The organism is Streptoalloteichus tenebrarius (assembly GCF_024171885.1).
Taxonomy (GTDB): domain Bacteria; phylum Actinomycetota; class Actinomycetes; order Mycobacteriales; family Pseudonocardiaceae; genus Streptoalloteichus; species Streptoalloteichus tenebrarius.
The window spans coordinates 22,884-45,974 of the sequence record NZ_JAMTCP010000001.1; the positions used below are offsets into that span (position 1 = coordinate 22,884).

Sequence of the window (23,091 nt, forward strand, 5' to 3'; positions counted from 1 at the left end):
GAGCGCTGCCCGGAGAACGGGCGCGCCTGTTCGGGGCAGGCTCGGCGCACCCGAGTTTGTTGCCGCGCACGAGGGGATAACCCGATCGGGACCGGACGGCCCCGGCGGGAGGTGACCCGCGTGTCGAGACATCCCCAACCCGAGGGCGCGGCGGGGACGACGGCCGCCCCGCCGGCGAGGTCGAGGCCGGAAGGCCCGACCGACCTGCCGCGTCGCTCCTGGTGGGCGGTGCTCCGACGCACCGTGGCGGAGTTCAGGGAGGACGACCTCACCGACTGGGCCGCGGCCCTGACCTACTACGGCGTGCTGTCGATCTTCCCCTGCCTGGTCGTCCTGACGGCCGTGCTGGGCATGACGGGGTCCTCGGCGCTCCAGTCGCTCGCCGACTCGGCGAAGGACATGGGGCCGGGCGCGGGGACCGAGGTGCTGGTCCGCGTGCTCCACGAGGTCCAGGGGACCGGGGGCGTGGCGGGGCCGATGGCCGTGGTCGGCCTCGTCGGGGCCGTGTGGACCGGCTCCGGCTACCTCGGGGCGTTCATCCGGGCGTCCAACGCGATCTACGAGATGGACGAGGGCCGGCCGGTGTGGAAGACCGTCCCGCTGCGGATCGGCCTCACCCTCGCGCTCCTGCTGTCGCTGGGGCTGTGCGCCGTCGGCGTGGTGGCGACCGGCGGGGTCGCGGAGCGCGTCGGGGAGTGGTGGGGGCTCGGCTCGACCGCGGTGCTGGTGTGGGACGTCGCGAAGTGGCCGGTGATGGCCGCGCTGGCCAGCCTGGCGTTCGCGTTGCTCTACTGGGCCGCCCCCAACGCGCGTCAGCCGGGGTTCCGGTGGCTGAGCCCCGGGGGAGTCCTCGCCGTCGTCGTGTGGGTGGCCGCCTCGGCCGGGTTCGCGTTCTACGCCGCGCACTTCGGCTCGTACAACAAGATCTACGGCTCGCTGGCCGGGGTCGTCGTCTTCCTGGTCTGGCTGTGGATCTCCAACATCGCGGTGCTGCTGGGCGCGGAGCTGAACGCCGAGCTGGCCAGGGGCGAACGGATCGAGGAGGGCCACCCGCCCGAGTGGGAACCCTTCCTGCCGCCCCGCGACACGCGCGCGATGGACGACCCGCCCCCGGCGACCCCGGAGAGGATCCCCGACATCCCCGCGCAGAACGCACCGCACAGGGGGAAGGAGGAGTCGCGATGACCCACAGGACCGCCGCACGGCCGGCGGAGTCCCGGTCAGTCGCCGAGCTGGTTTCCGACCTGACCGACCAGATCCGCCGGCTGGTGCGCGACGAGATGCGACTGGCCGCGGTCGAGCTGCGCGGCAAGGGCAGGCGGCTGGGCGCGGGCGCCGGGCTGGCCGGCGCCGCCGCGGTGCTCGCCTGGTACGGCGGCGCGGCCCTGGTCGCCGCGCTCGTGCTGGTGTTGGCCCTGGTGATGCCCGCGTGGGTGGCGGCACTGGTCGTGGGCGTCGTCCTGCTGCTGGTCGGGGCGGTGCTCGGGCTGTCCGCGCGGCAGCAGGTGCGCAGGGCGGGGCCGCCGGTGCCCGAGGAGGCGGTCACGGGACTGAGGCAGGACGTCGAGACGATCAAGGAAAGGGCGCGCCGATGAGCACGGCACACCGGAAGAACACCCAGCACAACGGAGCGAGGACCCCGAAGAACCAGGGCGGCGGCGCCGCCGTCCCCGCGCGGGCGCAGGAACCGACGGCGCAGAAGCCACCGGCGACGGGACCCACGACGACGGGGCCGACGGTGCCGGGGCCGACGGCGGCGGGGCCGACGTCCCAGAGGCCGCCCGCCACGCCCGCGAACACGCCCCCCGGGAACCCCACTCCCGGCAACCCGACGCCCGGGAGCACGCCCTCCAGCAATGCGTCTCCTGGCAACCCGACGCACGGGAACCCGACGCACGGGAACCCGACGCACGGGAACCCGACGCACGGGCACAAGGCTCACGGCGACGACGTCCCCACCGACCCCGAGGGCCTGCGTCGCGACCGGGACCGCACGAGGGCGGAGCTGGGCGAGACCGTGCAGGAGCTGGCCCACAAGCTCGACGTGTCCGCGCAGACCAGGGAGAAGCTCCACGACACCGGCGAGACGGTGCGGAGCACCGCGAGCGAGCTGTCCCACCAGGCCAGGGACAAGGCCAGGGAGGCCGCCGACACGGTCCGGCACTCGACCGAGAACCTGCGGCACCAGACGCAGCACCTGATTCACCAGGCCGCGGCGAAGGTGCCGGAGCCGGTGGCCGAGCGCGGGCAGCGCCTGGCCGCCACCGCCCGGCAACGCCCCCTCCCGGTCGCGGTGGTGGCCGGCGTCGTCGCCCTCCTGGTCCTGTGGCGGATGCTGAGGCGGCGGTGACGGTGAGGGCGGTGTACAAGCCGTTGGGCGTCCTCCTCGGCGTGCTCGGCGGCCTCGCCGGCGACGCGGTCTTCGCCCAGGTGTGGAAGCGCGTCGCCGGCCGAGGGGAAGCCCCGAGGGCGACCGCGCGGCGCGCCACCTGGGGCCAGGTCCTGGCGTCCGCCGCGATCCAGGGCGCGATCTTCGGCTTGGTCAAGGCCGCGATCGACCGGGGTGGGGCCGCCGCCTTCCACCGCCTCACCGGGACCTGGCCCGACGACTGACCGGTCGCCGCCGAGGCTCCCCGGCCTCCGCCAGGTGGGTCGGCGTGGGCGTCGCCCCCGTCGATCGCGCACTGGACGCCCTCGGCGACCCGGCCGGCCGGGGCGTGACCAGCCCAGCCAACCCCCTCTCTCCGGCTGCGCTGGCCGCGCTCCGGCCGCCTCCGTCGGCTCGCCAGGGTGCGACGGCGGGTGCGGCGTCGGGCCGCCGGCGGTGGTTCCTCGGGGCTCCTGGAGCGCGATTTCGTTGTGTTAGGAACATCGCGTGAAGCGACGCTCAGAGCACACGGTGTGGCTCGCGGTCCTCGTCCTGGTCGGGTTGGTCTCCGTCCCGACGCCGGCCGTCGCGGACGAGAAGGCGCCACCGGGATTCGTGGCCCTGCGGGACGTCGATCCCACGATCCGCCAGGAGATCCGCTACGCCGGTCTCCACAACTTCGTCGGCCGTCCCGTGCGGGGCTACCAGGAGCCCACCTGCCTGCTGACCCGGCAGGCCGCCCTCGCCCTGCGCGAGGCCCAGCGGATGCTCCTGCGCCAGGGCTACACCCTGAAGGTGTACGACTGCTTCCGGCCCCAGCGCGCCGTCAACGACTTCGTGGCGTGGGCGAAGCGGGTGCGCGACGACCGGATGAAGGCGGAGTTCTACCCCGAGGTTGACAAGTCCCGGCTGTTCGAGGACGGCTACATCGCCGAGAAGTCCGGACACAGCAGGGGGAGCACGGTCGATCTCACGGTGGTGCGGCTCCCGGTCCGACCGCAACGTCCCTACGTCCCCGGCGAACGGCTGCGCCCCTGTTTCGCGCCGGTGGGGGAGCGGTTCCCCGACAACAGCGTCGACATGGGCACCGGCTTCGACTGCTTCGACACCCGCGCCCACACCGACGACCCCCGGGTTTCCGCCACGGCCCGCGAGAACCGGCAGCGGCTGCGCGCCGCGATGGAGTCCGCCGGCTTCACGAACTATCCGCTGGAGTGGTGGCACTACACCCTGCGCGACGAGCCGTTCCCCGACACGTACTTCGACTTCCCGGTCACGCGTCGCTCCGTGCGGTGATCCCGGGGGCCCAGAGGGCCTCGCCACCGCCGACCTGCGCCGGGCGGGCCATCACCCGCGAACACCTGCGCAGGTCGCGCGGTGGGGGTGGGGTTGCCCTTGTCGTGGGAACGAAGAAGTTGCCGATTCCATCACAAACCACGCTATCCGCCACGTCTGAGTGAATCGGCCTGCACGAAAGTGTCATGATCGGTCTCCCCCACTTGGTGGGGTGATCGATTTCTGGTTGATCTTGGCGCCGTGGCTACGGATGAAGCGAGGCAAGCGTCGACGGACGGGCTCGGGCGCCGGTCGTTCCTCACCGCCGCCGCGGGGTTGACCGCGGTGTCGCTGGCGGGAACCACGGCCCTGCCCGACGTCGGGTGGGCGGCGACACCGGCACGCGACCCCCAGCGGTGGGAGCGGTGCCTGCGGTTGGCGCGCGAGCTGTTGTTGGTCGGCCCGAAGGGCGAGGACCTGAAGCTGGAGTACCTGAAGGTCCTCATCGACGAGGGGCTGCCCAGGACCTCCCGGCCGAAGAAGGTGCTCGTCGTCGGCGCCGGGATCTCCGGACTGGTGGCGGGGATGCTGCTCAAGCAGGCCGGGCACCACGTCACGATCATCGAGGCGAACGCCAACCGGGTCGGCGGCCGGATCAAGACCTTCCGGTCCGGTCCTGAGTGGACCGGACGGCAGCCGTTCTTCGCCGACGTGCGCCAGTACGCGGAGGCCGGAGCGATGCGGCTGCCCGACTTCCACCCGTTGGCGTTAGCCCTGGTCGACAAACTCGGGTTGAAGCGCCGCCTGTTCTACAACGTCGACATCACCCCCGGCACGGGCAACGACAAGGCTCCCCTACCGCCGGTGGTCTACCGGTCCTTCACCGGAGCCGAATGGCGCCGCGGCCCCCGCGACACCGACTTCCGCGCCCCGACCCCGGCGGCACGGACCTGGATCCACACCAACGGCAACCTGACGCGGCGCGCGGACTACGCCGCGCGCCCGGCACAGACCAACACCGGTTTCGGCCTGTCCGGCAAGGACCTGACGGTCACGGCGGCCCAGATGCTCGACGCGGCGCTGGAACCGGTCCGCGACTACTTCTCCGTGCGCGGCGCCAACGGGGAACGGGTCAACAAGCCGGTGCCGCAGTGGATCGAGGGCTGGGCCAGGGTCCTGTACGACTTCGACGGCCACTCGATGGAGCGCTTCCTCACCGAGCAGGCCGGGCTGTCGACCAACGCCGTGGACCTCATCGGCACGGTGGAGAACCTGACCTCCCGCCTCGCCCTGTCGTTCATCCACAGCTTCCTGACGCGCAGCCTGGTCAGCACCTCGGCGACCTACTGGGAGATCGACGGGGGAACCGCGCGCCTGCCCTACGCGCTCCTGCCGTCGGTGAAGGACGAGGTCCGGATGAACCGCAGGATGACGCGGATGGAGTTCTGGGACCCCGACCGCGACTGCTCCGGGTGCGAACACGTCCGCAAGGACGGGCCGCGCGTGTGGATCGAGACCGTCAGCGAGTCCGGCGGCGACGACTCCGTCTCCGGCAAGCCCGCCGAGCGGGAGGTGTTCACCGGTGACGTCGCGATCGTCACCATCCCGTTCTCGGTGCTGCGCCACGTCGAGGTCACCCCCGGCTTCTCCTACGGCAAGCGCCGCGCCATCACCGAACTGCACTACGACTCCGCGACCAAGGTGCTGCTGGAGTTCCGGCGCCGCTGGTGGGAGTTCACCGAACAGGACTGGCAACGCGAGCTGAACGCGATCAGGCCCGGCCTCTACGACCACTACCGCGAGCGGGGGAAGGGCGAGGCGACCGGCACGGTGGGCGGCGGTTCGGTGACCGACGGCCCCAACCGGTTCATGTACTTCCCCTCCCATCCCGTCCAGGGCAGCCCCGGCGGCGTGGTGCTGGCCAGCTATAGCTGGGCCGACGACGCCAACCGCTGGGACTCCCTCGACGACGCCGAGCGCTCCGCCTACGCCCTGCGCGGCCTCCAGGCGATCTACGGGAGGCGGATCGAGGCGTTCTTCACCGGCCACGCCCCGACCCAGAGCTGGCTGCGCAACCGCTACGCCGGCGGTGAGGCGGCGGTGTTCACGCCGCGGCAGCTCACCGAGCTGCAACCCTCGATCCCCACCCCCGAGGGGCCGGTGTTCTTCGCCGGCGACCACGTCTCCCTCAAGCACGCGTGGATCGAGGGAGCCCTGGAAACCGCCGTCCAGGCGGCGATCGACGTCAACACCCGCACCTGATCTCCCGGGGCTGTCGCCGGGATGGCGGGGTCGGGTCGGCGGAACCGCCGACCCGACCCCGTTTCTTTGGGTCTGGCGCCGGTCGTGGAGTTGGGGCGGCGTCCCGTTGCCCGCGTGCGGGTGGAATCGGGTCGGCCCGGTTGGGCACGGATCAGGAGTGGAGGCGGCCGACAGAGGTTGGGGAGAGGGAAACGCGCGGGGAACTCGGCCCGACGCGCGTTCCGGGTGTCCGCGCGGCCACCTCGGTGCACGTTGGCCGCCGGCGCGCGCCAGAGCTGTCGGACTCGGTTCTGCCGTTGCGCGCGCGGGCGGCGCGGGGAGGGCATTGTCGCTGGGGCGGTGACACCGCGTAATGGGCTGGGGAATAGTGGTGGACGGTCGCTGGGGTCCGGATAACGCCTCGATATCGCCGTGGACGAGGCGTGATCGAGTCGGTGAGGGCGCTGTTGTTCCCCGCTGGCGGCGAATCGGAAAGAAGATCGCGGGGGAGAGGTCGGGCGTCGGTCGAGGAAAGGGGGAGCGGCCACGTGCGGCAACAATTCGGGTGAGGAATCGCACCGGACAGGAGAAGGATTTCTCGGCGGCTGGGCCCAGAACATGTACCGGCCGTACGACTATTGGCGTCTGTCATGTTCTGTTCTCGTGGCCGTCGGCGAGGCCGGGCACTTCCGACAGGAGGTGGGGACGGTCTCTGTCGTCCATTTCTTCGCGGACGCCCCTCCCGGGGAAGGCGACGGCGCCGGAAGATTCGGGACGACAGGTGACCGGTCAGTAGCTCGTCAGCGCCGCGCTGGGCGTCCTTCGCGCACCGGCCTCCGTGCGGGCTCGCGCCTCCGTCGCGTTCTCACCTGGACGGACCATTCGTCGGGGTCCTCGCCGAGTTCGCCGAGAGCCGGGGGAAAGACCTCGGAAAGTGTTCCGTGCGGGAGCGCGCCGCTCCTTGGTTGACTTGAAGTCGGGTTCAACTGCCAGACTGCGCCCGCGTCGGACTTCCGCATGGGAGTTCGTCGGACACTCCCGGGGGCCGCGGCGGTCCGCCGGGGCGAGGGGCCGCGAAAGGGGGACCGCACATTCGGACGATTGACCGGGTCGCCCCGAGGGGTGTAGGAATTTCGCGTCCGGCCGCTTCGCGAATGAGGTGGTCGGACAATTTTCATTGTGCTTTTCCGGCCCATGTGGACTGCTGTCTCAGCTCTTTCGCCCACCTTGTCACTCCGAGTCACCTTGGGCAGACTCGCAATCACCGGACAGTGAGCGCGGATTGAGCGAACCGCGGCGCGCTCGACCGGGTGCCGTTGTCGTCGAGGATTTTTCGCTGGGGGAAGCATTGCGAGCGCACGGCGTACCGTAGAACCGTCGCGCGGGGCCGTTCCGACGCGAAAAACGGCCACCTGGTCCCGAACAGCGGCACGACCATCTCGTCACGGGCGGTGCGAGCGCGTCGCCCGATCCTGTCCGGCGCACGTTCCGGTCGACTCCCGCCCTGACCCAGGAGGTCACAAGTGCACCGAATCCACGCGGATCTGCTGATCCCCGGCGCCGGCGAGCCGGTGGCCAACGGGGTCGTGGTCCTCGACGGGGACCGCATCGCCTTCGCCGGCCCCGAGGCCGAGGCGCCCGCCGCCGGCCCCGACGACGACACCGTGCGGGTCCCGGTGGTCATGCCCGGGCTGTGGGACTGCCACACGCACTTCGCCGGCCTGCCGGGCTCGGTCAGCACCCAGAACCTGATGTTGACCCGCTCCGAGGTGGCCGTGGCCCGGTCCGTGCGGGACGCGGAGGTCGCGTTGCTGGCCGGCTTCACCAGCGTCCGGGAGATGAGCGGCTACGGCATCTTCCTCGCGCCCGTGATCGACGAGGGCACCCTGACCGGACCGTCCATCTACTCGGCGGGCAGGCTGATCAGCCAGACCGGCGGGCACGCCGACGCGCACTCGCTGCCTTACGAGTGGGTCACCGACCCGCGACGCGCCAACGGCATGCTGCACGTCGCCGACGGCGTCCCCGAGTGCCTGCGGGCGGTGCGGCTCCAACTCCGGATGGGCGCGAAGCTGATCAAGGTGTGCACCTCGGGCGGCGTGATCAGCGAACTCGACCACCCCCGGCACCCCCAGTACAGCGACGCGGAGCTGGAGGCGATCGTCGAGGAGGCGGCGAGGGCCGACCGGATCGTGGCCGCCCACTGCCACGGCAAGGCCGGGATCATGGCCGCGCTGCGGGCGGGGTGCAGGACGATCGAGCACGGGACCGAGGTCGACGAGGAGGTCGTCGACGCGATGAAGGAGTGCGACGCCATCCTCGTGCCCACGCGCACCGCCTTCGAGGCGTTCCTCGCCAGCAAGGCCCTGCTGCCGCCCGACGCCCGAGGGAAGCTGGAGGAGATCGCCGACCGCCACCGCGAGGCCATGGCCCTGGCCTGCTCGGCGGGGGTGCGCGTCGCCATGGGCACCGACCTGGGCACCAGCTCGCACAGCTCGCCACTGGGCTGGGGGCACAACGGCGAGGAGTTCGCCCACCTGGTCGCCGCCGGGCTCACCCCGCTCCAGGCCATCGAGGCGGGCACCGCCGCCGCCCCGCTCACCCTCGGCCCCCAGGCGCCCCGGTCGGGTCTGCTGGCCGAGGGCTACGACGCCGACGTCATCGCCCTGTCCGCCAACCCCCTCGACGACATCACGGTCCTGGCGCGCCCCGACGACGTCACGCACGTGTGGAAGCGCGGCGCGCCCGTCAAGTCTCCCGCCTGACCCACCCGATCCCGCCTGACCCACCCGATCCCGCCTGACCCACCCGATCCCGCCGTCAGCTCCCGAAGGATGACCATGTCACTGAAGCCGCAGAAAGAGGGAGACCTCTCCGCCGCTCTCAAGACGATCGACGACATCCTGGCGCACTTCCAGGTCGTCGGTGACCTGGCCCGCGAGGCGCGTTCCCGGCTGACCACGCTCCAGGAGCAGGCTCCCGCCGAACGCGCCGAACGGCGGGTCGCCCGCCAGGAGCCCACGTCCTCCTCCTCGGCCGCCGCCGGTGTCCCGGACGTCCATGAGGTCCCGAACGTCCCCAATGTCACCGCCGTCTCGAACCTCGCGAGCCTGTCGAACGTCGTGTACCCCGAACTCCGGTCCGCCCGGTCGTCGATCCGACTGACCCCGCGCCAGCGGCAGGTGCTCGAACTGCTGGTGCAGGGCGCGTCGAACCGGCGGATCAGCAGGACGCTGCACATCGCTGAGCAGACGGTCAAGGCCCACCTGCACATGGTCTACCGCAAGCTCGGCGTCGCCGACCGGACGGAGGCGGTGGTGACCGCGATCAGGGCGTCGCTGGTGCCGGAGCACCTCCTGAGCGACCAGCCACCGCCTCCGTGCCGGGAGGTGGCGTCCTGACCCGCTAACCCACCGAGGTGGGGGCGAACTCGGCCAGTTCGCGGGCCACGGAGGCCAGCAACGGGTCGGGGTCGCGGGTCAGGAAGAAGTGGTCCCCCGGGAACTGCTCGGCCCGGCACGCGCCCGTCGTGTGCCGGCTCCACTCGACCAGCTCGCGGTGGGACACGTCGGGGTCCTCGGTCCCGCCGAACGCGGTGATCGGGCAGGACAGCGGGGGACGGTCCCGGTAGCGGTAGGTCTCCGAGATGGTGAAGTCGGCGCGCATCACCGGCAGCAGCATCCGGAGGAAACCGGGATTGTCCAGCACGACCTGGGGTGTTCCGTTGAGTTCGGCCAGCCGCGCCACGAACTGCTCGTCGGGGAGGTGGTGGATCACCTCCTCCCGCAGGGGCAGGTGGGGGGCGCGGTGGCCGGAGACCAGCAGCCGCGCCGGCGGGTGGTCCCGCAGGCGGTCGGCGGCCTCGAAGGCCAGGATCGCGCCGAGGCTGTGTCCGAACAGGGCGAACGGCAGGGACGTGTCCACGGCGGCGAGGATCTCGTCGAGCACCTCGGGCAGGGTGGACAGCGGCCGGTGCTGGAGCCGTTCGCCCCGGCCGGGCAACTGCACCGGGCACACCTCGATGTGCTCGGGCAGCCGCGCCGACCAGGGTGCGAACATCCGCGCGTCCCCGCCGGCGTGGGCGAGGCAGTACAGCCTCACCCGCGCCGTGCCGGGTCGGCGGATCGGGCGCCGGATCCTCCCCGTCATGACCCGCCCTTGTGCAGCGAGCCGGCGATGCCGCGCAGGAGGATGTTCGACGTCCCCTCGTAGATCGTGCCGGCCTTGGCGTCCCTGAAGAACCGCTCCGCCGGGTACTCCCTGGTGTACCCGTTGCCGCCGAGCACCTCCACCGCGCCGGAGGCCGCCTTCTGCGCGACCTGCGAGGCGAAGTACTTGGCCATCGCGGACAACCGCAGCCGCTCGGACACGGTCGCGCCGGCCTCCACCGTCCTGGTGACGTCGTAGAGCAGGGCGCGGGCCGCGGCCACCTCGGTGGCGATCTCGGCGAGGGTGAACTGCACACCCTGGTAGGAGCCGATCCGCTGACCGAACTGCTCGCGCTCCCGGCTGTAGCCCAGCGCCAGGTCGAGCGCGCCCTGGGCCAGGCCGACCATCTGGGCGGCGATGCCGATCCGCCCGATGTCCAGGGCCGCGATCGCCACGCCCTCGCCGCCGCCGAGCCCGCCGAGGCACTGCTGCCGCCGCACCACGACGTCGTCGAGGATGACGTCCGCGGTCGAGGCCGCCCGCACCCCCATCTGCTCGGTGCGGGGGTCGATCGACAGGCCCTCGGCGGTGCGCTCGACCAGGAACGCGGACACACCGTGTTCCTCGACGCGGGCGAACACGAGGAACAGGTCGGCCTGCGCCGCGTTGCTCGTCCACCGCTTGCGACCGTTGAGCACGTACCCGCCGTCCTTGGCGGTCGCGGTGGTGCTGACGTTGAAGGCGTCGCTGCCGGCGTGCTCCTCGGACAGGGAGAACGCCCCGACGTGCCGGCTGGTCAGCAGCGGGAGGTACTTCCGCTTCTGGTCCCCGGTGCCGATCCGCAGCAGCGTGGCCACGATCAGCGCGTTGTGCACGTCCACGCCGACGGCGACGCCGGGGTCGACCCTGGCGACCTCCTCGATCGTGAGCACCACCTGGAACAGCGAGCCGCCTCGGCCGCCGTAGCGGGCGGGGGCCTCGACCGCCATCAGCCCCGCCTCGAACAGCTTGGCGCGCAGACCGGGGTCGAGGGCGGCGTCGCGGTCCATCGCGTCGGACAGCGGCGCGATCTCCCTGAGGGCGAACTCCCGGACGTGGTCGCGCCACGCCGCGTCCTCGGGGGAGAGCCGGGTGAGGGCCGGGGGTGGGGTCGCGGTGCTCATGCCTGCTCCCTCTCGACGAGCTGGGCGAGCGCCTCCAGGTTCGGCGCCACGTACAGCTCACGCAGCGGGAGCGAGACGCCCCAGCGCGAGCGGATGACGGTCATCAGCCGCATCAGGTGCGCCGAGTGCAGGCCGAGGTAGGCGAACCGGTCGTACACGCCGATCCTGGTCGTCCCCACCAGCTCGCCGATCACCTCGGCCAGCGCCCGCTCCATCGCGGTCCTGGGCTCCACCAGGTCGGCGTCGGAGTCCTGCTCGACGCTCAGCTCCGGCAGCGCCCTGGTGTCGACCTTGCCGCCGACCGTGGTCGGGATGCGGTCGATCTGGCCGATCGCCGAGGGCACCATGTGCTCGGGCAGCCGCTGCGCCGCGAACGACCGCAGCTCCCCGATCTCGACCGCGCCGTTGGCCGGCACGACGTAGGCCAGCAGCCTGGCCGCGCCGGAGCCGTCGGCGCGGGTGATCGCGACCGCGGTGCGGACGGCGGGGTGGGCCGCCAGCACCGACTCGATCTCGCCCAGCTCGACCCGGTAGCCCCGGATCTTCACCTGGGTGTCCGCCCGGCCCAGGTGTTGCAGCGCGCCGCCGGGCAGCTCCCTGGCGAGGTCGCCCGTGCGGTACAGCCGCTCGCCGGGGGCCACCGGCTCGACGCCGAACCGACGGGCGGTCAGCTCCTCGCGGTTGTGGTAGCCGACCGCGACGGCCGGGCCGGCGACGCACAGCTCGCCCGTGGCGCCCGAGGGCACCGCGCGGCCCTGGTCGTCGAGCAGGTAGGCGCGCTGGTTGGGCAGCGCCCTGCCGATCGGGACCGGAGCGTCGCGCCGCACGTCCTCACCGGTGATCCGGTGGTAGGTGGACACGACGGCCGCCTCGGTGACGCCGTAGAGGTTGTACACCTTCGGCCGCTCGTCGCCGTGGCGCTCGATCCAGCCGCGGAGGATCGCGGTGTGCAGCCGGTCGCCGCCGATGAAGATGTTGCGCAGCGCCGAGGGCGAGGCCACCGACTCCTTCGCGTCGTCCCACTCCGCGTCGGCGGCGGCGAAGTGCTCGAACAGCGTCGGGGTCTGGCTGCACATCGTGACCTTCTCGGTCAGCACCAGCCTGTGGAACTCCTCCGGCGAGCGGACCGTCCACTGTGGAACGACGACCAGGCGGCCGCCGTTGCCGAGCGCGCCCCAGATCTCCCACACCGAGTAGTCGAAGGCGAAGGAGTGGCTGAAAGTCCACACGTCGTCGGCGCCGGCCCCGAAGGTCTCCCTGGCCGCGGCGAGCAGGCTCTGCACGTTGCGGTGGGTGACCACCACGGCCTTGGGCCGGCCGGTGGAACCCGAGGTGTAGAGCACGTACGCCGGCGCGTCCGGGCTGGTCTCCGGCAGCTTCAGCCGGGCGGGCCTGGTGCCGATCTTCCCGTCGAGCCTGACCACGGTGCCCTCGAACTCCGGCACCCTGGCCGCCAGCTCGGTCGAGGTGACGACCGCGTCGATCCCGGCGTCGGCCAGCATGTCGGCCAACCGGTCGGCGGGGTACTCGGGGTCGAGCGGCACGTAGGCGCCGCCGGCCTTGAACACCGCGATCATCGACGCCACCAGGTGGCTGGACCGTTCGAGGCAGAGGCCGACCCTGCCACCCGGCCTCACCCCGGCCTTGATCAGCTTGGCCGCGATCGCGTCGCTGTACTCGTCGAGCTCCCGGTAGCTCAGCCGCTGGTCGCCGAAGGTGATCGCCTCGGCGTCCGGGTCGCGCTGGGCGTGGTCGACGAACGTGTCGTGCAGGGTCCGCCCGTCGATCTCCAGGTCGGCGCCGCCACTGACCGGCGTGACCTCGGCCGCGCCGGGCGACAGCTCGCCGATGGTCAGCTCGGGGTGCTCGACCATGGCGGTCAGCACGTCCTTGAGCTGGTCGCAGAACCGGTGCGCGGCCTCGGGGGAGAACCGGCTGCGGTCGTAGATGACCCGCAGCGGCATGCCCTCACCCGGCATGATCACCATGGTGATCGGGTAGTGCGGGCGACCGTCGTACCGCATCTCGGTGAGCTTCATGCCGGTCTCCTGCAACGCGAAGTCCGGCATCGGCATGTTCTCGTAGGACACGCTGCTCTCCAGCAGCGGCACGTCCAGCGGGAAGCCGAGCACCCGCTGCACGCCGAACAGCGGCATCGTCGTGTGGTCGCGCACCGCGGCGATGTGCCGTTGCAGGTCCCGCAGCCAGGACAGGGCCGCCCTGGTCATCTCCAGCTTCTCCCGCACCGGCATGGTCGCGATCAGCGGGCCGAGGATCGTCTCGCTGCCGCGCAGCTCGGGCGGCCGGTGCGCCATGGTGAAGCCGCAGGCGACGTCGGTGGTGCCGTAGTAGTGGGCCAGCACGATCAGCCACGCGCCCTGCACGATGGTGTTCAGGGTGAGCTGGTTGGTGCGGGCCAGCTCCTTCAGCCCCGGCTCGATCGCCGCGAGCTGGAGCTCGACGAACCCGTGGCTCGGCTTGCCGTCCTCGATCGGCTGGCCGCCCAGGAACAGCGGCTCCGGCGGCTGGAAGCCCTCCAGCTCGTTCCGCCAGAACGTCAGGCTGTCCTCGCCGTCCTGCTGGCTCCACCAGGCCGCGTAGTCCCGGTACGGGCGCATCGGCCCCCACTGGGGCTCGTGGCCCAGACACTCCGCCCGGTAGGCGGTGATGAAGTCGGTGACCGCCAGGCCGAACGACCAGCCGTCCATCAGCAGGTGCGACAGCCGCCAGACGAACTGCCAGGTCTGCGGCTCGCTGTGGATCACCGTGATCCGCATCAGCGGGGCCTTGGTCAGGTCGAAGCCCTCGATCCGCTCCCGGTCCAGCCAGTCCTCCAGCTTCTTCCGCTGCTCGGCCACGGGGATGTCCTGCCAGTCCAGGACCTCCAGGGGCATCTCGGCCTCGCGGTGCACCACCTGGAGCGGCAGGCCCTCGTCGCGCCAGTGGAACGACGTCCGCAGGATCGGGTGCCGGTCCACCACCTTCTGCCACGCCCTGGCGAACGCGTCGGTGTGCAGCGTTCCCGCGAAGGTGAGCACGAGCTGCTCGATGTAGACCCCCGCCTCGGGGCGCTTGAGCTGCTCGAACAGCAACCCCTGCTGGATCGGGGTGAGTTCGTAGACGTCCTCGATGCCCTTGGTGACTCGGTTGGAGCTCACGTGCGTGCCTTTCGTCGTCGGGATGGACCGGACCTAGTCGAGCGAGCCGAGGAACTTGCTGAGTTCCGTCGGGTCCAGCCCGGCCAGCGGGAAGTCCGACGGCTCGTAGCTGCCGGACCCGGCCTCGCGGCAGTGCTCGGTGAGGGCGACCACCGCGTCGGTGAAGGCCCGGGAGAGGGCGGCGACGTCAATGGCGCCGTCGGTGCCCTCGGTGCCCTCGGTGCCCTCGGCGCCCTCGGTGGGGCGCCAGTGGATCCGCAGCTCGCCGTCGACCAGCGCGGCGCCGACCTCGGCGACCGTGCCCGCCGGCGCGGTGACCCCGCTCGGCCCGGCGAACCCGGTCAGCGTCAGCGGGCCGCCCTCGGCCGACCGCCAGTCGGCCTCGACGACCTCCCGCAGCAGCACCCGCCGGGCGCCGTCCGTGGGCGCGTCGGCCTGTCGGTAGTCCCGCTTGACCGAGGTCAGCACCTCGGCCGGGTCGGCGGGACCGGAGACGGTGAGCCCGACCGGCTCGGTGAACCGCCCCGCCGAGTTCTCCACGGCCGCCTTGCGCAGCGAGCGCTCCACCACCACCGCCGGCGGGTCCTGCCGCTGCGTCCGCAGGGCGAGGACGAGCGCCGCGGCGACGGCCTCGCCGAGGTCGACGTGGTAGGCGGAGAACGCGGACTCGCGCAGCGCGGCGACGGCCTCGGCGTCCACGGTGGTCACCTGGGCCTCGCCCAGCCGCACCGCCTCGACCGGCTCGACCTCGCCCCGCGCCGCCCGGTCGGCCCGCTGCCGCGACCAGTCGAGGAAGCACGGGGGCCGCCCCTCCCAGGTCACCGCGCCGCCGTCGGCCAGGCCGCGGTAGGCGTGGGCGAACTCGCTCAGCAGCACCCGCCACGAGCTGTCGTCCAGCGCCGCCGCCGAGCCGAGCCACACCAGCCGGTCCTCGTCCTCACCCGTGGTGACCCGCACCAGCTTGGCGCCCTCACCGGCGGACAGGTCCAGCTCCTCGGCCATCTCGGCGACCAGCTCGGTCAACGCCTCCGCGCGGCTGTCGGCGGCGAGCCCGCTCAGGTCGATCTCGGAGAGCACGCCCTCCGCGGTCCCGGCGTCGAGCAGGCCCGGCGTGCCGTCCTGGAGGGCGCCCAGCCGCAGGCGCAGCGCCGTGTGCCGCGCCGTCACCTCGCGCAGCGCCCGCTCGGCCAGCTCCGGGTCGAACCCGGCGGCGACACCGGTCTCGACCCAGCTCACCGACCCGGCGGCCACCAGCTCCGCCTGGTGCGGGGTGAGCGGGACCGCGTCCGCGTCCACCACCGCCGTGCCGCCGACCGCCTCGACGCGCTGGGCCAGGTCGAGGAAGTTCGGGCTCTCGAACAGGTCCTGCGGGCCGATCGCCAGTCCCTCGGCGTTGGCCTGGCTCACGAGCTGGATGCCCATGATCGAGTCGCCGCCCAGCTCGAAGAAGTTGTCCGAGGCCCCGACGCTCTCCACGCCGAGCACGGACCTGGCCAACGTCAGCAGCCGGTCGAGGCTGATCCGCAGCCGCTCGTCCACCGCGTCCTCGGCGGCCCCGCCGTGGCCGACCCGCTCGGGCGCGGGGAGCGCGGAGCGGTCCACCTTGCCGTTGCTGCTCAGCGGGAGGTCGTCGAGCACCACGATGTCGGCCGGGATCAGGTAGTTCGGCAGCGTGCGGGTCAGGTGCTCGCGCACCGACTCGACCAGGGCCGCCTGGTCCGTCACCGGCTCGTTCGGCACCAGGTAGGCCACCAGGCGCTGCTGCGTGCGCTGGCCCAGGGCCGCCGCGACCGTGTTGGCGACCGCGGGGTGCTGGGCGAGGGCGTGCTCGACCTCGCCCAGCTCCACCCGGAACCCGCCGATCTTGACCTGGAAGTCCTCCCTGCCGAGGAACTCGATCGACCCGTCGGGCAGGTAGCGGCCGAGGTCCCCGGTGCGGTAGAGCCGCTCCCCGGTGGTCGGGTGGGTGACGAAGGACTCCGCGGTGCGCTGCTCGTCGTTCCAGTAGCAGGACGCCAGGCCGACGCCGCCGATGTAGAGCTGCCCGGCCGTCCACACCGGAGCCGGCTCCATCCGCTCGTTGAGCACGTGGAACGTCTGGTTGCGCAGCGGGAAGCCGTACGGGATCGACGTCCACTCCGGCGGGACCTCGCCGATGGGGTAGTGGATGGACCAGATCGCCGCCTCCGTGGCGCCGCCGAGGCTGTAGACCGTGAGGTCCTCGGCCAGCGCGCGGGCGCGGTCCGGCAGCCGCACCGGGATCCAGTCACCGCTGAGCATCGCCAGCCGCAGCGGCAGCACCGCGCCGCCCTCGGCGGACGCCGTGCTCTCCAGGTGCGTCACCAGCATCTCCAGCAGGGCCGGCACCGAGTTCCACACCGTGACCCCGTGCTCGCGGACCAGCTCGATCCACCGCTGCGGGTCGCGCCGCGCGTGGGGCTCGGGGAGCACCAGCGCGCCGCCGGTGCCGAGCATCCCGAAGACGTCGAACACCGAGAGGTCGAAGCTCAGGGAGGACAGGCCGAGCACCCGGTCGTCCGGGGTGATCCCGAACCGCTCCCTGACGTCCACGAGGGTGTTCAGGGCGGCGGTGTGGTTCACCGCGACGCCCTTCGGCGTGCCCGTGGAACCGGAGGTGTAGATGATGTAGGCGATCTCCTCCGGTTTGGCCGGGCTGCGCCAGGACGCGACGTCCACCGACCGCCAGTCCGGGTCCTCCGCGATCGCGACGGTGTCCACAGTGGACGGCCACTCCGGCGTTCCGGAGCCGTCGGTGACCACGCAGTCGATCCCGGCGTGCTCGATCAGCCACGCCCGGCGGCTCTCCGGCAGGTCGGGGTCGATCGGCACGTAGGTGCACCCGGCGGCCGAGACGCCCACCGCGGCGACGATCTGCCGCCAGCCCTTGGCCAGGCCGATGCCGACCAGCTTGCCGGGGCCGTAGCCCCGCTCGGCCAGGGTGCGCGCCAGGTCGACGGCCCTGCCCGACAGCTCCGCGTGGGTCAGCGTGCGCTCCGCCGTGATCACGGCGTCGCGGGAGGCCAACGCGGGGTCGACGCCGGCGGCCAGCACCGGCTCGACCAGCAGGCCGGTCGGGACCGGACCCTCGGTCGCGTTGACGCGCTCCCTGATCTCCCACTGCTCCGAGGGCAGCTCGATCGTCGGCGGCCGCTCCCAGCCCTCCGGCGACGCCAGCCCGACCAGCAGCTCCTGGTAGGACTCGAACATCTCGGCCATCAGGTTCTCGGGGAACAGCTCGTCCACCGCGTGCCACGCCAGCTCCAGCACGCCGCCGAACTCCAGCACGAAGTGGTCGATCGTGACCTGCGGCGTCTGCGAGATGAACCGGGCCTGCTCGCCCAGCCAGGCCACGGGGGACGGCACGCTGGCCGGGTCCTGCTCGGTGGACAGGGCGCTGGTGAACACGACCGGCATGACGCCGCCGGTGGTGTCCCTGCGCACCCGGTTCAGCTCACGCAGGATGCGCACGCCGCTGACGTAGCGGTGCTCGAAGTCCTCCCAGCTCTGCCGCTGGAGCTGGGCCACCAGGTCGGCGAAGGTGTCCAGCCGACGGGTGTCCACCTCCAGCAGCTCGAACGAGGCGAACTCGCCGACCATGCCGTCGACGTCCTCGTGGAACGGCAACCGGTTGACCGCGGTGAAGTTCAGCGTGAAGTGCTGGCTCTTGCTCCAGCGGGAGATCGTCGCGGCGTAGGCGGCGACCAGCACGCTGGACGGGGTCACCCCGTGCTCACCGGCCCGCTCCTTGATGCTGGCCCAGGTCCGCGGGTCCAGGCTGGCGTGCCGCCGGACGAACGTGGGCCGGGTCAGCTCGCCGGGCGCGGCCGCCGTGGGCAGCTCGGGCGCCGGCGGCAGGTGGCGGACGCGCTCACGCCAGTACTCCAGCGACCGCTCGTACAGCGCGGTCTCGCGCAGGTTCTCCTCGGCCAGCACGTAGTCCCGGAAGGACAGCGCGGGCGGGTCCGCCGGCAGCTCGGGGTTCTCGTAGAACTGCCGCCAGGCGGGGAGGACCTGGTAGAAGAAGCTCGCCACGTCGGCGCACAGCAGGTCGAAGCTGACGTGCACCCGCAGCTTGCCGTTGCCCAGCCAGGTGGCCCTGATCTCCCACAGCGGCCAGGTGTCGGCCGGCCTGACCTCGGCGGCCATCCGGTCGGACACCTCGGCCAGCCGCGCCCGCGCGGTCTCCTCGTCGGCGCCCCGCAGGTCGAGGACCTCGAACCGGTACGCCGGCACGTCCTTCAGCACCCGCTGGCGGCCGTCGGACAGCACGACGATGCGCAGCATCTCGTGCCGCTGGACGACCCGCTGCCACGCGCGCTCCAGCCGCTCCAGGTCCAGCGTGTCGCTGTCGAACTCCAGGTACAGGTGCGGCGCGACGCCACCCATGTCGAAGCTGCCCAGCCGGCCGAGCCACTGCGCCTGCTGCATCTCCGTGAGCGGGAACGGCTCGTGCCGGCGCTCTGGCTCCGGCGTGATGGTCGGCAGCACCTCCGGCTCCTGCGCCGGCTCCTGGTCGGCGATCAGCTCGGCCAGGGCGGCCACCGTCGGCCGGGACAGCAGCTCGGCGGGCGTCGCGGTCCTGCCCAGCTCGCTGCGCAGCCGGTTCAGCACCTGCGTCGCCAGCAGCGAGTGGCCGCCCAGCTCGAAGAAGTTGTCGTGGATGCCGATCGGGTGGAAGCCGAAGAACTCCTCCCACAGCGCGGTGATGCTGCGCTCCAGGTCGTTGCGCGGCGCGGTGTAGGCGGTGAGCAGGTGCTCGGGCCGCCCGCCGCCGGCGGTGTCGGACTCGTCGGTCTCCGTCGTCGCCGGGGTGTCGATGACCAGCTCGCCGCCGGCCTCCCCGCGCGGCTCGATCCAGAAGCGCTTGTGCTGGAAGGGATAGGTGGGCAGCGGCACCCGGGGGCGCGGCGCCTGCAACCGGGTCCAGTCCACCTCGGCCCCGGCCAGCCACAGCCCGGCGAACGCCGAGAGCAGGGTGTCCTGGTCGGACTGCTCCTGGTCGGGGCGGCGCATCGAGCTGACCACCGTCGCGCCGGCTCCGGCGTCGACCGCCTGCCGCGACAGGGTGCCGAGGGTGTTGCCGGGGCCGACCTCCAGCAGGATGGTCCTGCCCAGCTCGGTCACCCTGCGCACGGCCTCGCCGAAGCGGACCGGGCGGCGCATGTGCGTCCCCCAGTACTCGGGGTCCGTGGTCTGCTCGGCCCCGATCCACTCCCCGGTCACCGTCGAGACGATCGGCAGGCCCGGCTCGCCCAGCGTGGCGGCGCGCACCTGCTCGGTGAACGGCGGCACGATCGGGTCGATCATGCCGGAGTGGAAGGCGTGCGAGGTGTGCAGCCGGCGCGAGGAGATCTCGGCGGCGGCCAGCCGCTCCTCCAGCGCCGCCACCGCCTCGTGCGGGCCGGACACCACGCACAGCGTGGGCGCGTTGACCGCGGCCACCGACAGCTCCGGCGGCAGCAGCTCCCGCACCCGCTCCTCGGGCGCGGCGACCGACAGCATCGAGCCGGAGGGCAGCTCCCGCATCATCGTGCCCCGGGTGGCGACCAGCCGGAGGACGGTGGGCAGGTCGAACACGCCGGCCAGGCAGGCGGCGACGAACTCACCGAGGCTGTGGCCGACCATCGCGTCGGGCCGCACGCCCCAGCTCTCCCACTGGCGGGCGAGGGCGTACTCGGTGACGAACAGCGCCGGCTGCGCGTAGGCGGTGTTCTCCAGCCGGGTGGCGGCGGCCTCCAGGTCGGCGCCGGCCGGCGGGTACATCACCTCGCGCAGGTCAACGCCCAACAGCGGCCTGAGGATGTCCACGCAGGTGTCGACCTCGGACCGGAAGACCTCCTCGGTGAGGTAGAGGTCGTGGCCCATGCCCGGGTACTGCGTGCCCTGGCCGGGGAACAGGAAGACCACCTTCGGCTTGCCGGGCGGCGCGACGGCGCTGGAGACCCGCGCCGGGTCCGAACCGCCGAGCAGCTCGGCGGCCTCGCCGAGGTCCCTGGCCACCACGGCCCTGCGGAACGGCAGCGAACCGCGGCCGAGCTGGGTGGTGGAGGCGATGTCGGCCAGCGCCGGCGGCTGGTCGGAGTCCCTGACGCCGGCCAGGTGCGCGGCGAGGTTCTCGGTCAGCTCGTCCAGCGCGCGCGGGGACTTCGCGGACAGCACCACGACCTGCGCGTCCCGCTCCGCCGGGGGAGCCGGCTTCGGCGCGGGCGCCTCCTCTAGGATCACGTGTGCGTTGGTGCCGCCGATGCCGAACGAGCTGACGCCGATCCGGCGGGGGTGCCCGCCGTTCTTCCACTCCGTCAGCTCGGTGTTGACGAAGAACGGTGTGCTGTCGAAGTCGATGCGCGGGTTGGGCGTGCGGAAGTGCAGGTTGGGCACCAGCTCGCGGTGCCGGAGCTGGAGCACCGCCTTGATCAGGCTGGCCACGCCGGCCGCCGACTCCAGGTGCCCGATGTTGCCCTTGACCGAGCTGACCGCGCAGAAGCCCCGCTCGTCGGTGTAGGGGGCGAACGCGCGGGCCAGCGCCTTGATCTCGATCGGGTCGCCGACCTGGGTGGCGGTGCCGTGCGCCTCCATCGCGGTGATCGTGTTCGCCTCGATGCCGCTGCTGGCCAGCGCGGCGGCCACCAGCCGCTCCTGCCCGGCCACGCTCGGCGCGGTGTAGCCGACCTTGTCCGAGCCGTCGTTGTTGACCGCGGAGGACCGGATCACCGCGAGCACGTTGTCGCCGTCGGCCAGGGCGTCCTCCAGCCGGCGCAGCACCACCGCGCCGACGCCGTTGCCGAACACGGTGCCGCGTCCGTCGGCGTCGAAGGGACGGCAGTGGCCGTCGGGGGAGTAGATGAGCCCCTCCTCGTAGAGGTAGCCCACGCGGTGCGGGACCCGGACGCAGACGCCGCCGGCGACCGCGGTGCCGCACTCGCCCGCCGCCAGCGCCCTGACCGCCTGGTGGACCGCCACCAGCGAGCTGGAGCAGGCGGTCTGCACGGTCACCGCCGGCCCGGTCAGCCCGAGCAGGAACGCGGTGCGGCTGGCGAGGTAGTCCTTGTCGTTGTGGATCTGGAGCTCGAAGACCGCCGGGCTCATCACGATCCGGCTGCCGCCGAGCAGGTTCGACATCAGGTACGCCGGCATGTTCGCGCCGGCGAAGACACCCACGTCGGAGTCGGTGCCGGGGCCGCGGCCGGCGTCCTCCAGCGCGTGCCACGCCGTCTCCAGGAACAGCCGCTGCTGCGGGTCGAGCAGCGCGGCCTCGCGCGCGTTGATGTTGAAGAACGCGGCGTCGAACAGGTCGACGTCGTCCAGGACGGGCGCGGCGCGGACGTACTCCTCCCGGGAGAACACGTCCCGGGGGATGCCCTCGGCCAGCAGGTCCTCGTCGGACAGGCGCGTGATCGACTCCACGCCGTCGCGGAGGTTGCGCCAGAACGTCGGGACGTCGCGGGCGCCGGGGAACCGCCCGGCCATGCCGATGATCGCGATGGCCCCGCCGGTGCTGTCGGGGGTGGTGCGGGCACTGTCGCGGGTCACTGCTGAGCCTCCAGGGTCGCGGTGGGCGCAAGCCGGGCGATGTCGTGGGGAGTGCCGCCGTTGAGCGCGAGGTCGACGCAGATCTCGCCGAGGAGCGGGACGAACTTGAAGCCCCACCCGGCGCTGTAGATCACGATGTTCTCGCCGTGCGGCACGAGTCCCTCGGCCAGACCGAGGTAGAACTGGCGTTCCAGGTCGCTGGGCAGCACGGCCAGACAGGCCCCCGTGTGCGCGGGCTCCGGGTCCAGCGCGGGGAGGTGGTCGGCGACCCACGAGGTCAGCCGGCGCACGTGCCGGGGGTCGGGCCGGTTCGTCGCCTGGTCGGCGTGGTCGAGGGGGTTCACCTCGAACACCGGGCCGAGGCGCACCAGCTCGCTGGGCGACCAGGGGTTGCGGCCGAAGCCGTAGAACAGGTTCGTGTCCTCCTCGGTCGGCTGCTGGAACACGAACCAGAACGGGAAGTCGACGTTCTCGTCCCGCCGCCGCAGCGAGACCAGGGCCATCTCGTACAGCTTGATGTCGAGCGTGGCGCCCAGCGGGCCGAGCAGGTCGTTGATCCCGGGGCCGTTGGCCAGCACGACCTTGGCCGCCCGGTAGGTCCGCTCGTCGGTCCTGACCGTCACGCCGTCGGCGTCCGGGGCCAGGTCGATCACCCGCTCACCGGCCCTGAGCACGCAGCCGTGGTGCTGGGCCAGGCCGTAGAGGGCGGCCAGGGTGCCGCGCACGTCGATCGCCCCGCCGTCGGGCTGGAGGAAACCGGCGTAGTGCTGGGGGAGGTTGGTGAACCCGAAGCGGCGCTCGATGTCCCTGACGTCCAGCGCCTCGTACCTCAGGCCCAGCTTGTCCATCACCCGCATGGTCTCGGCGATCTGGCCCTCGTTCGTGTCGACCTCGACGTCGCCGAACCAGAGGCTGCCGATGGAGTGGATGAGCCGGCGCTCGGCCAGGCTCTCCAACCGCCGCCACAGGGGCTCGGTCGCCAGCGTCAACCGGAACAGGTCCTCCTGCGTGTACTGGAGGCGCCAGTGGCGCTCCGCCCCGCTGGTCCCGTTGCGCTCGTTGAAGAATCCGTGCCGGTCCAGCACCAGCGTCCGCTGTCCCCTGGCGGCCGCCTGCCAGCCGCAGGACAGGCCGACCGGGCCGCCCCCGACGACGATGATGTCGAACGCGTTGGAATCGGTCATCT

13 protein-coding genes are annotated in these 23,091 nt (G+C 72.3%); 8 read left to right on the forward strand and 5 right to left on the reverse strand.

Annotated elements, in window-relative coordinates:
- Positions 1-120 precede the first annotated feature (120 nt).
- The 8 genes from LX15_RS00175 (at position 121) to LX15_RS00210 (ending at position 9,285) form a co-directional block, all read left to right on the forward strand.
- Positions 121-1,185, forward strand: a complete 1,065-nt coding sequence (locus LX15_RS00175; protein WP_372502046.1) for a YihY/virulence factor BrkB family protein — start codon at positions 121-123, stop codon at positions 1,183-1,185.
- On the forward strand, positions 1,182-1,595 hold the full coding sequence (locus LX15_RS00180; protein ID WP_253667359.1) for a phage holin family protein: 414 nt from the start codon (positions 1,182-1,184) through the stop codon (positions 1,593-1,595). Before LX15_RS00175 ends, LX15_RS00180 begins: the two co-directional genes overlap by 4 nt.
- Positions 1,592-2,350 carry a DUF3618 domain-containing protein gene (locus tag LX15_RS00185; protein ID WP_253667360.1) on the forward strand — a complete coding sequence of 253 codons (759 nt, stop codon included), beginning with the start codon at positions 1,592-1,594 and terminating at the stop codon, positions 2,348-2,350. Before LX15_RS00180 ends, LX15_RS00185 begins: the two co-directional genes overlap by 4 nt.
- A gap of 11 nt (positions 2,351-2,361) precedes the next feature.
- The gene (locus LX15_RS00190; RefSeq protein WP_308213384.1) at positions 2,362-2,613 is read left to right on the forward strand and encodes a DUF4235 domain-containing protein; all 252 of its coding nucleotides are present in this window, start codon (positions 2,362-2,364) and stop codon (positions 2,611-2,613) included.
- Positions 2,614-2,875: 262 nt separating this feature from the next.
- Positions 2,876-3,664 (forward strand): M15 family metallopeptidase, encoded by a 789-nt coding sequence (locus tag LX15_RS00195; protein WP_253667361.1) that lies wholly within the window; start codon positions 2,876-2,878, stop codon positions 3,662-3,664.
- A gap of 240 nt (positions 3,665-3,904) precedes the next feature.
- Positions 3,905-5,905 (forward strand): flavin monoamine oxidase family protein, encoded by a 2,001-nt coding sequence (locus LX15_RS00200; RefSeq protein ID WP_253667362.1) that lies wholly within the window; start codon positions 3,905-3,907, stop codon positions 5,903-5,905.
- A gap of 1,502 nt (positions 5,906-7,407) precedes the next feature.
- A complete protein-coding gene (locus tag LX15_RS00205) occupies positions 7,408-8,649 on the forward strand; it encodes a metal-dependent hydrolase family protein (protein ID WP_253667363.1) in 1,242 nt (413 codons plus the stop codon).
- A 75-nt stretch (positions 8,650-8,724) separates the two neighbouring features.
- The gene (locus tag LX15_RS00210) at positions 8,725-9,285 is read left to right on the forward strand and encodes a response regulator transcription factor (RefSeq protein WP_253667364.1); all 561 of its coding nucleotides are present in this window, start codon (positions 8,725-8,727) and stop codon (positions 9,283-9,285) included.
- Between the two features lie 4 nt (positions 9,286-9,289).
- Here LX15_RS00210 and LX15_RS00215 read toward each other — a convergent pair whose 3' ends face one another.
- The 5 genes from LX15_RS00215 to LX15_RS00235 are packed head-to-tail and all read right to left on the reverse strand — an operon-like array spanning position 9,290 to position 23,089.
- Positions 9,290-10,033, reverse strand: a complete 744-nt coding sequence (locus LX15_RS00215; RefSeq protein ID WP_253667365.1) for a thioesterase II family protein — start codon at positions 10,031-10,033, stop codon at positions 9,290-9,292.
- A complete protein-coding gene (locus LX15_RS00220) occupies positions 10,030-11,196 on the reverse strand; it encodes an acyl-CoA dehydrogenase family protein (RefSeq protein WP_253667366.1) in 1,167 nt (388 codons plus the stop codon). The genes LX15_RS00215 and LX15_RS00220 overlap by 4 nt, the downstream gene beginning before the upstream one ends.
- A complete protein-coding gene (locus tag LX15_RS32910; protein WP_253667367.1) occupies positions 11,193-14,354 on the reverse strand; it encodes a non-ribosomal peptide synthetase in 3,162 nt (1,053 codons plus the stop codon). Before LX15_RS32910 ends, LX15_RS00220 begins: the two co-directional genes overlap by 4 nt.
- Positions 14,355-14,387: 33 nt before the next feature.
- On the reverse strand, positions 14,388-21,905 hold the full coding sequence (locus LX15_RS00230) for a non-ribosomal peptide synthetase/type I polyketide synthase (protein WP_253667368.1): 7,518 nt from the start codon (positions 21,903-21,905) through the stop codon (positions 14,388-14,390).
- Positions 21,902-23,089, reverse strand: coding sequence for an FAD-dependent oxidoreductase (locus LX15_RS00235; RefSeq protein ID WP_253667369.1), 1,188 nt, complete (start codon positions 23,087-23,089; stop codon positions 21,902-21,904). Before LX15_RS00235 ends, LX15_RS00230 begins: the two co-directional genes overlap by 4 nt.
- Positions 23,090-23,091: the final 2 nt, after the last annotated feature.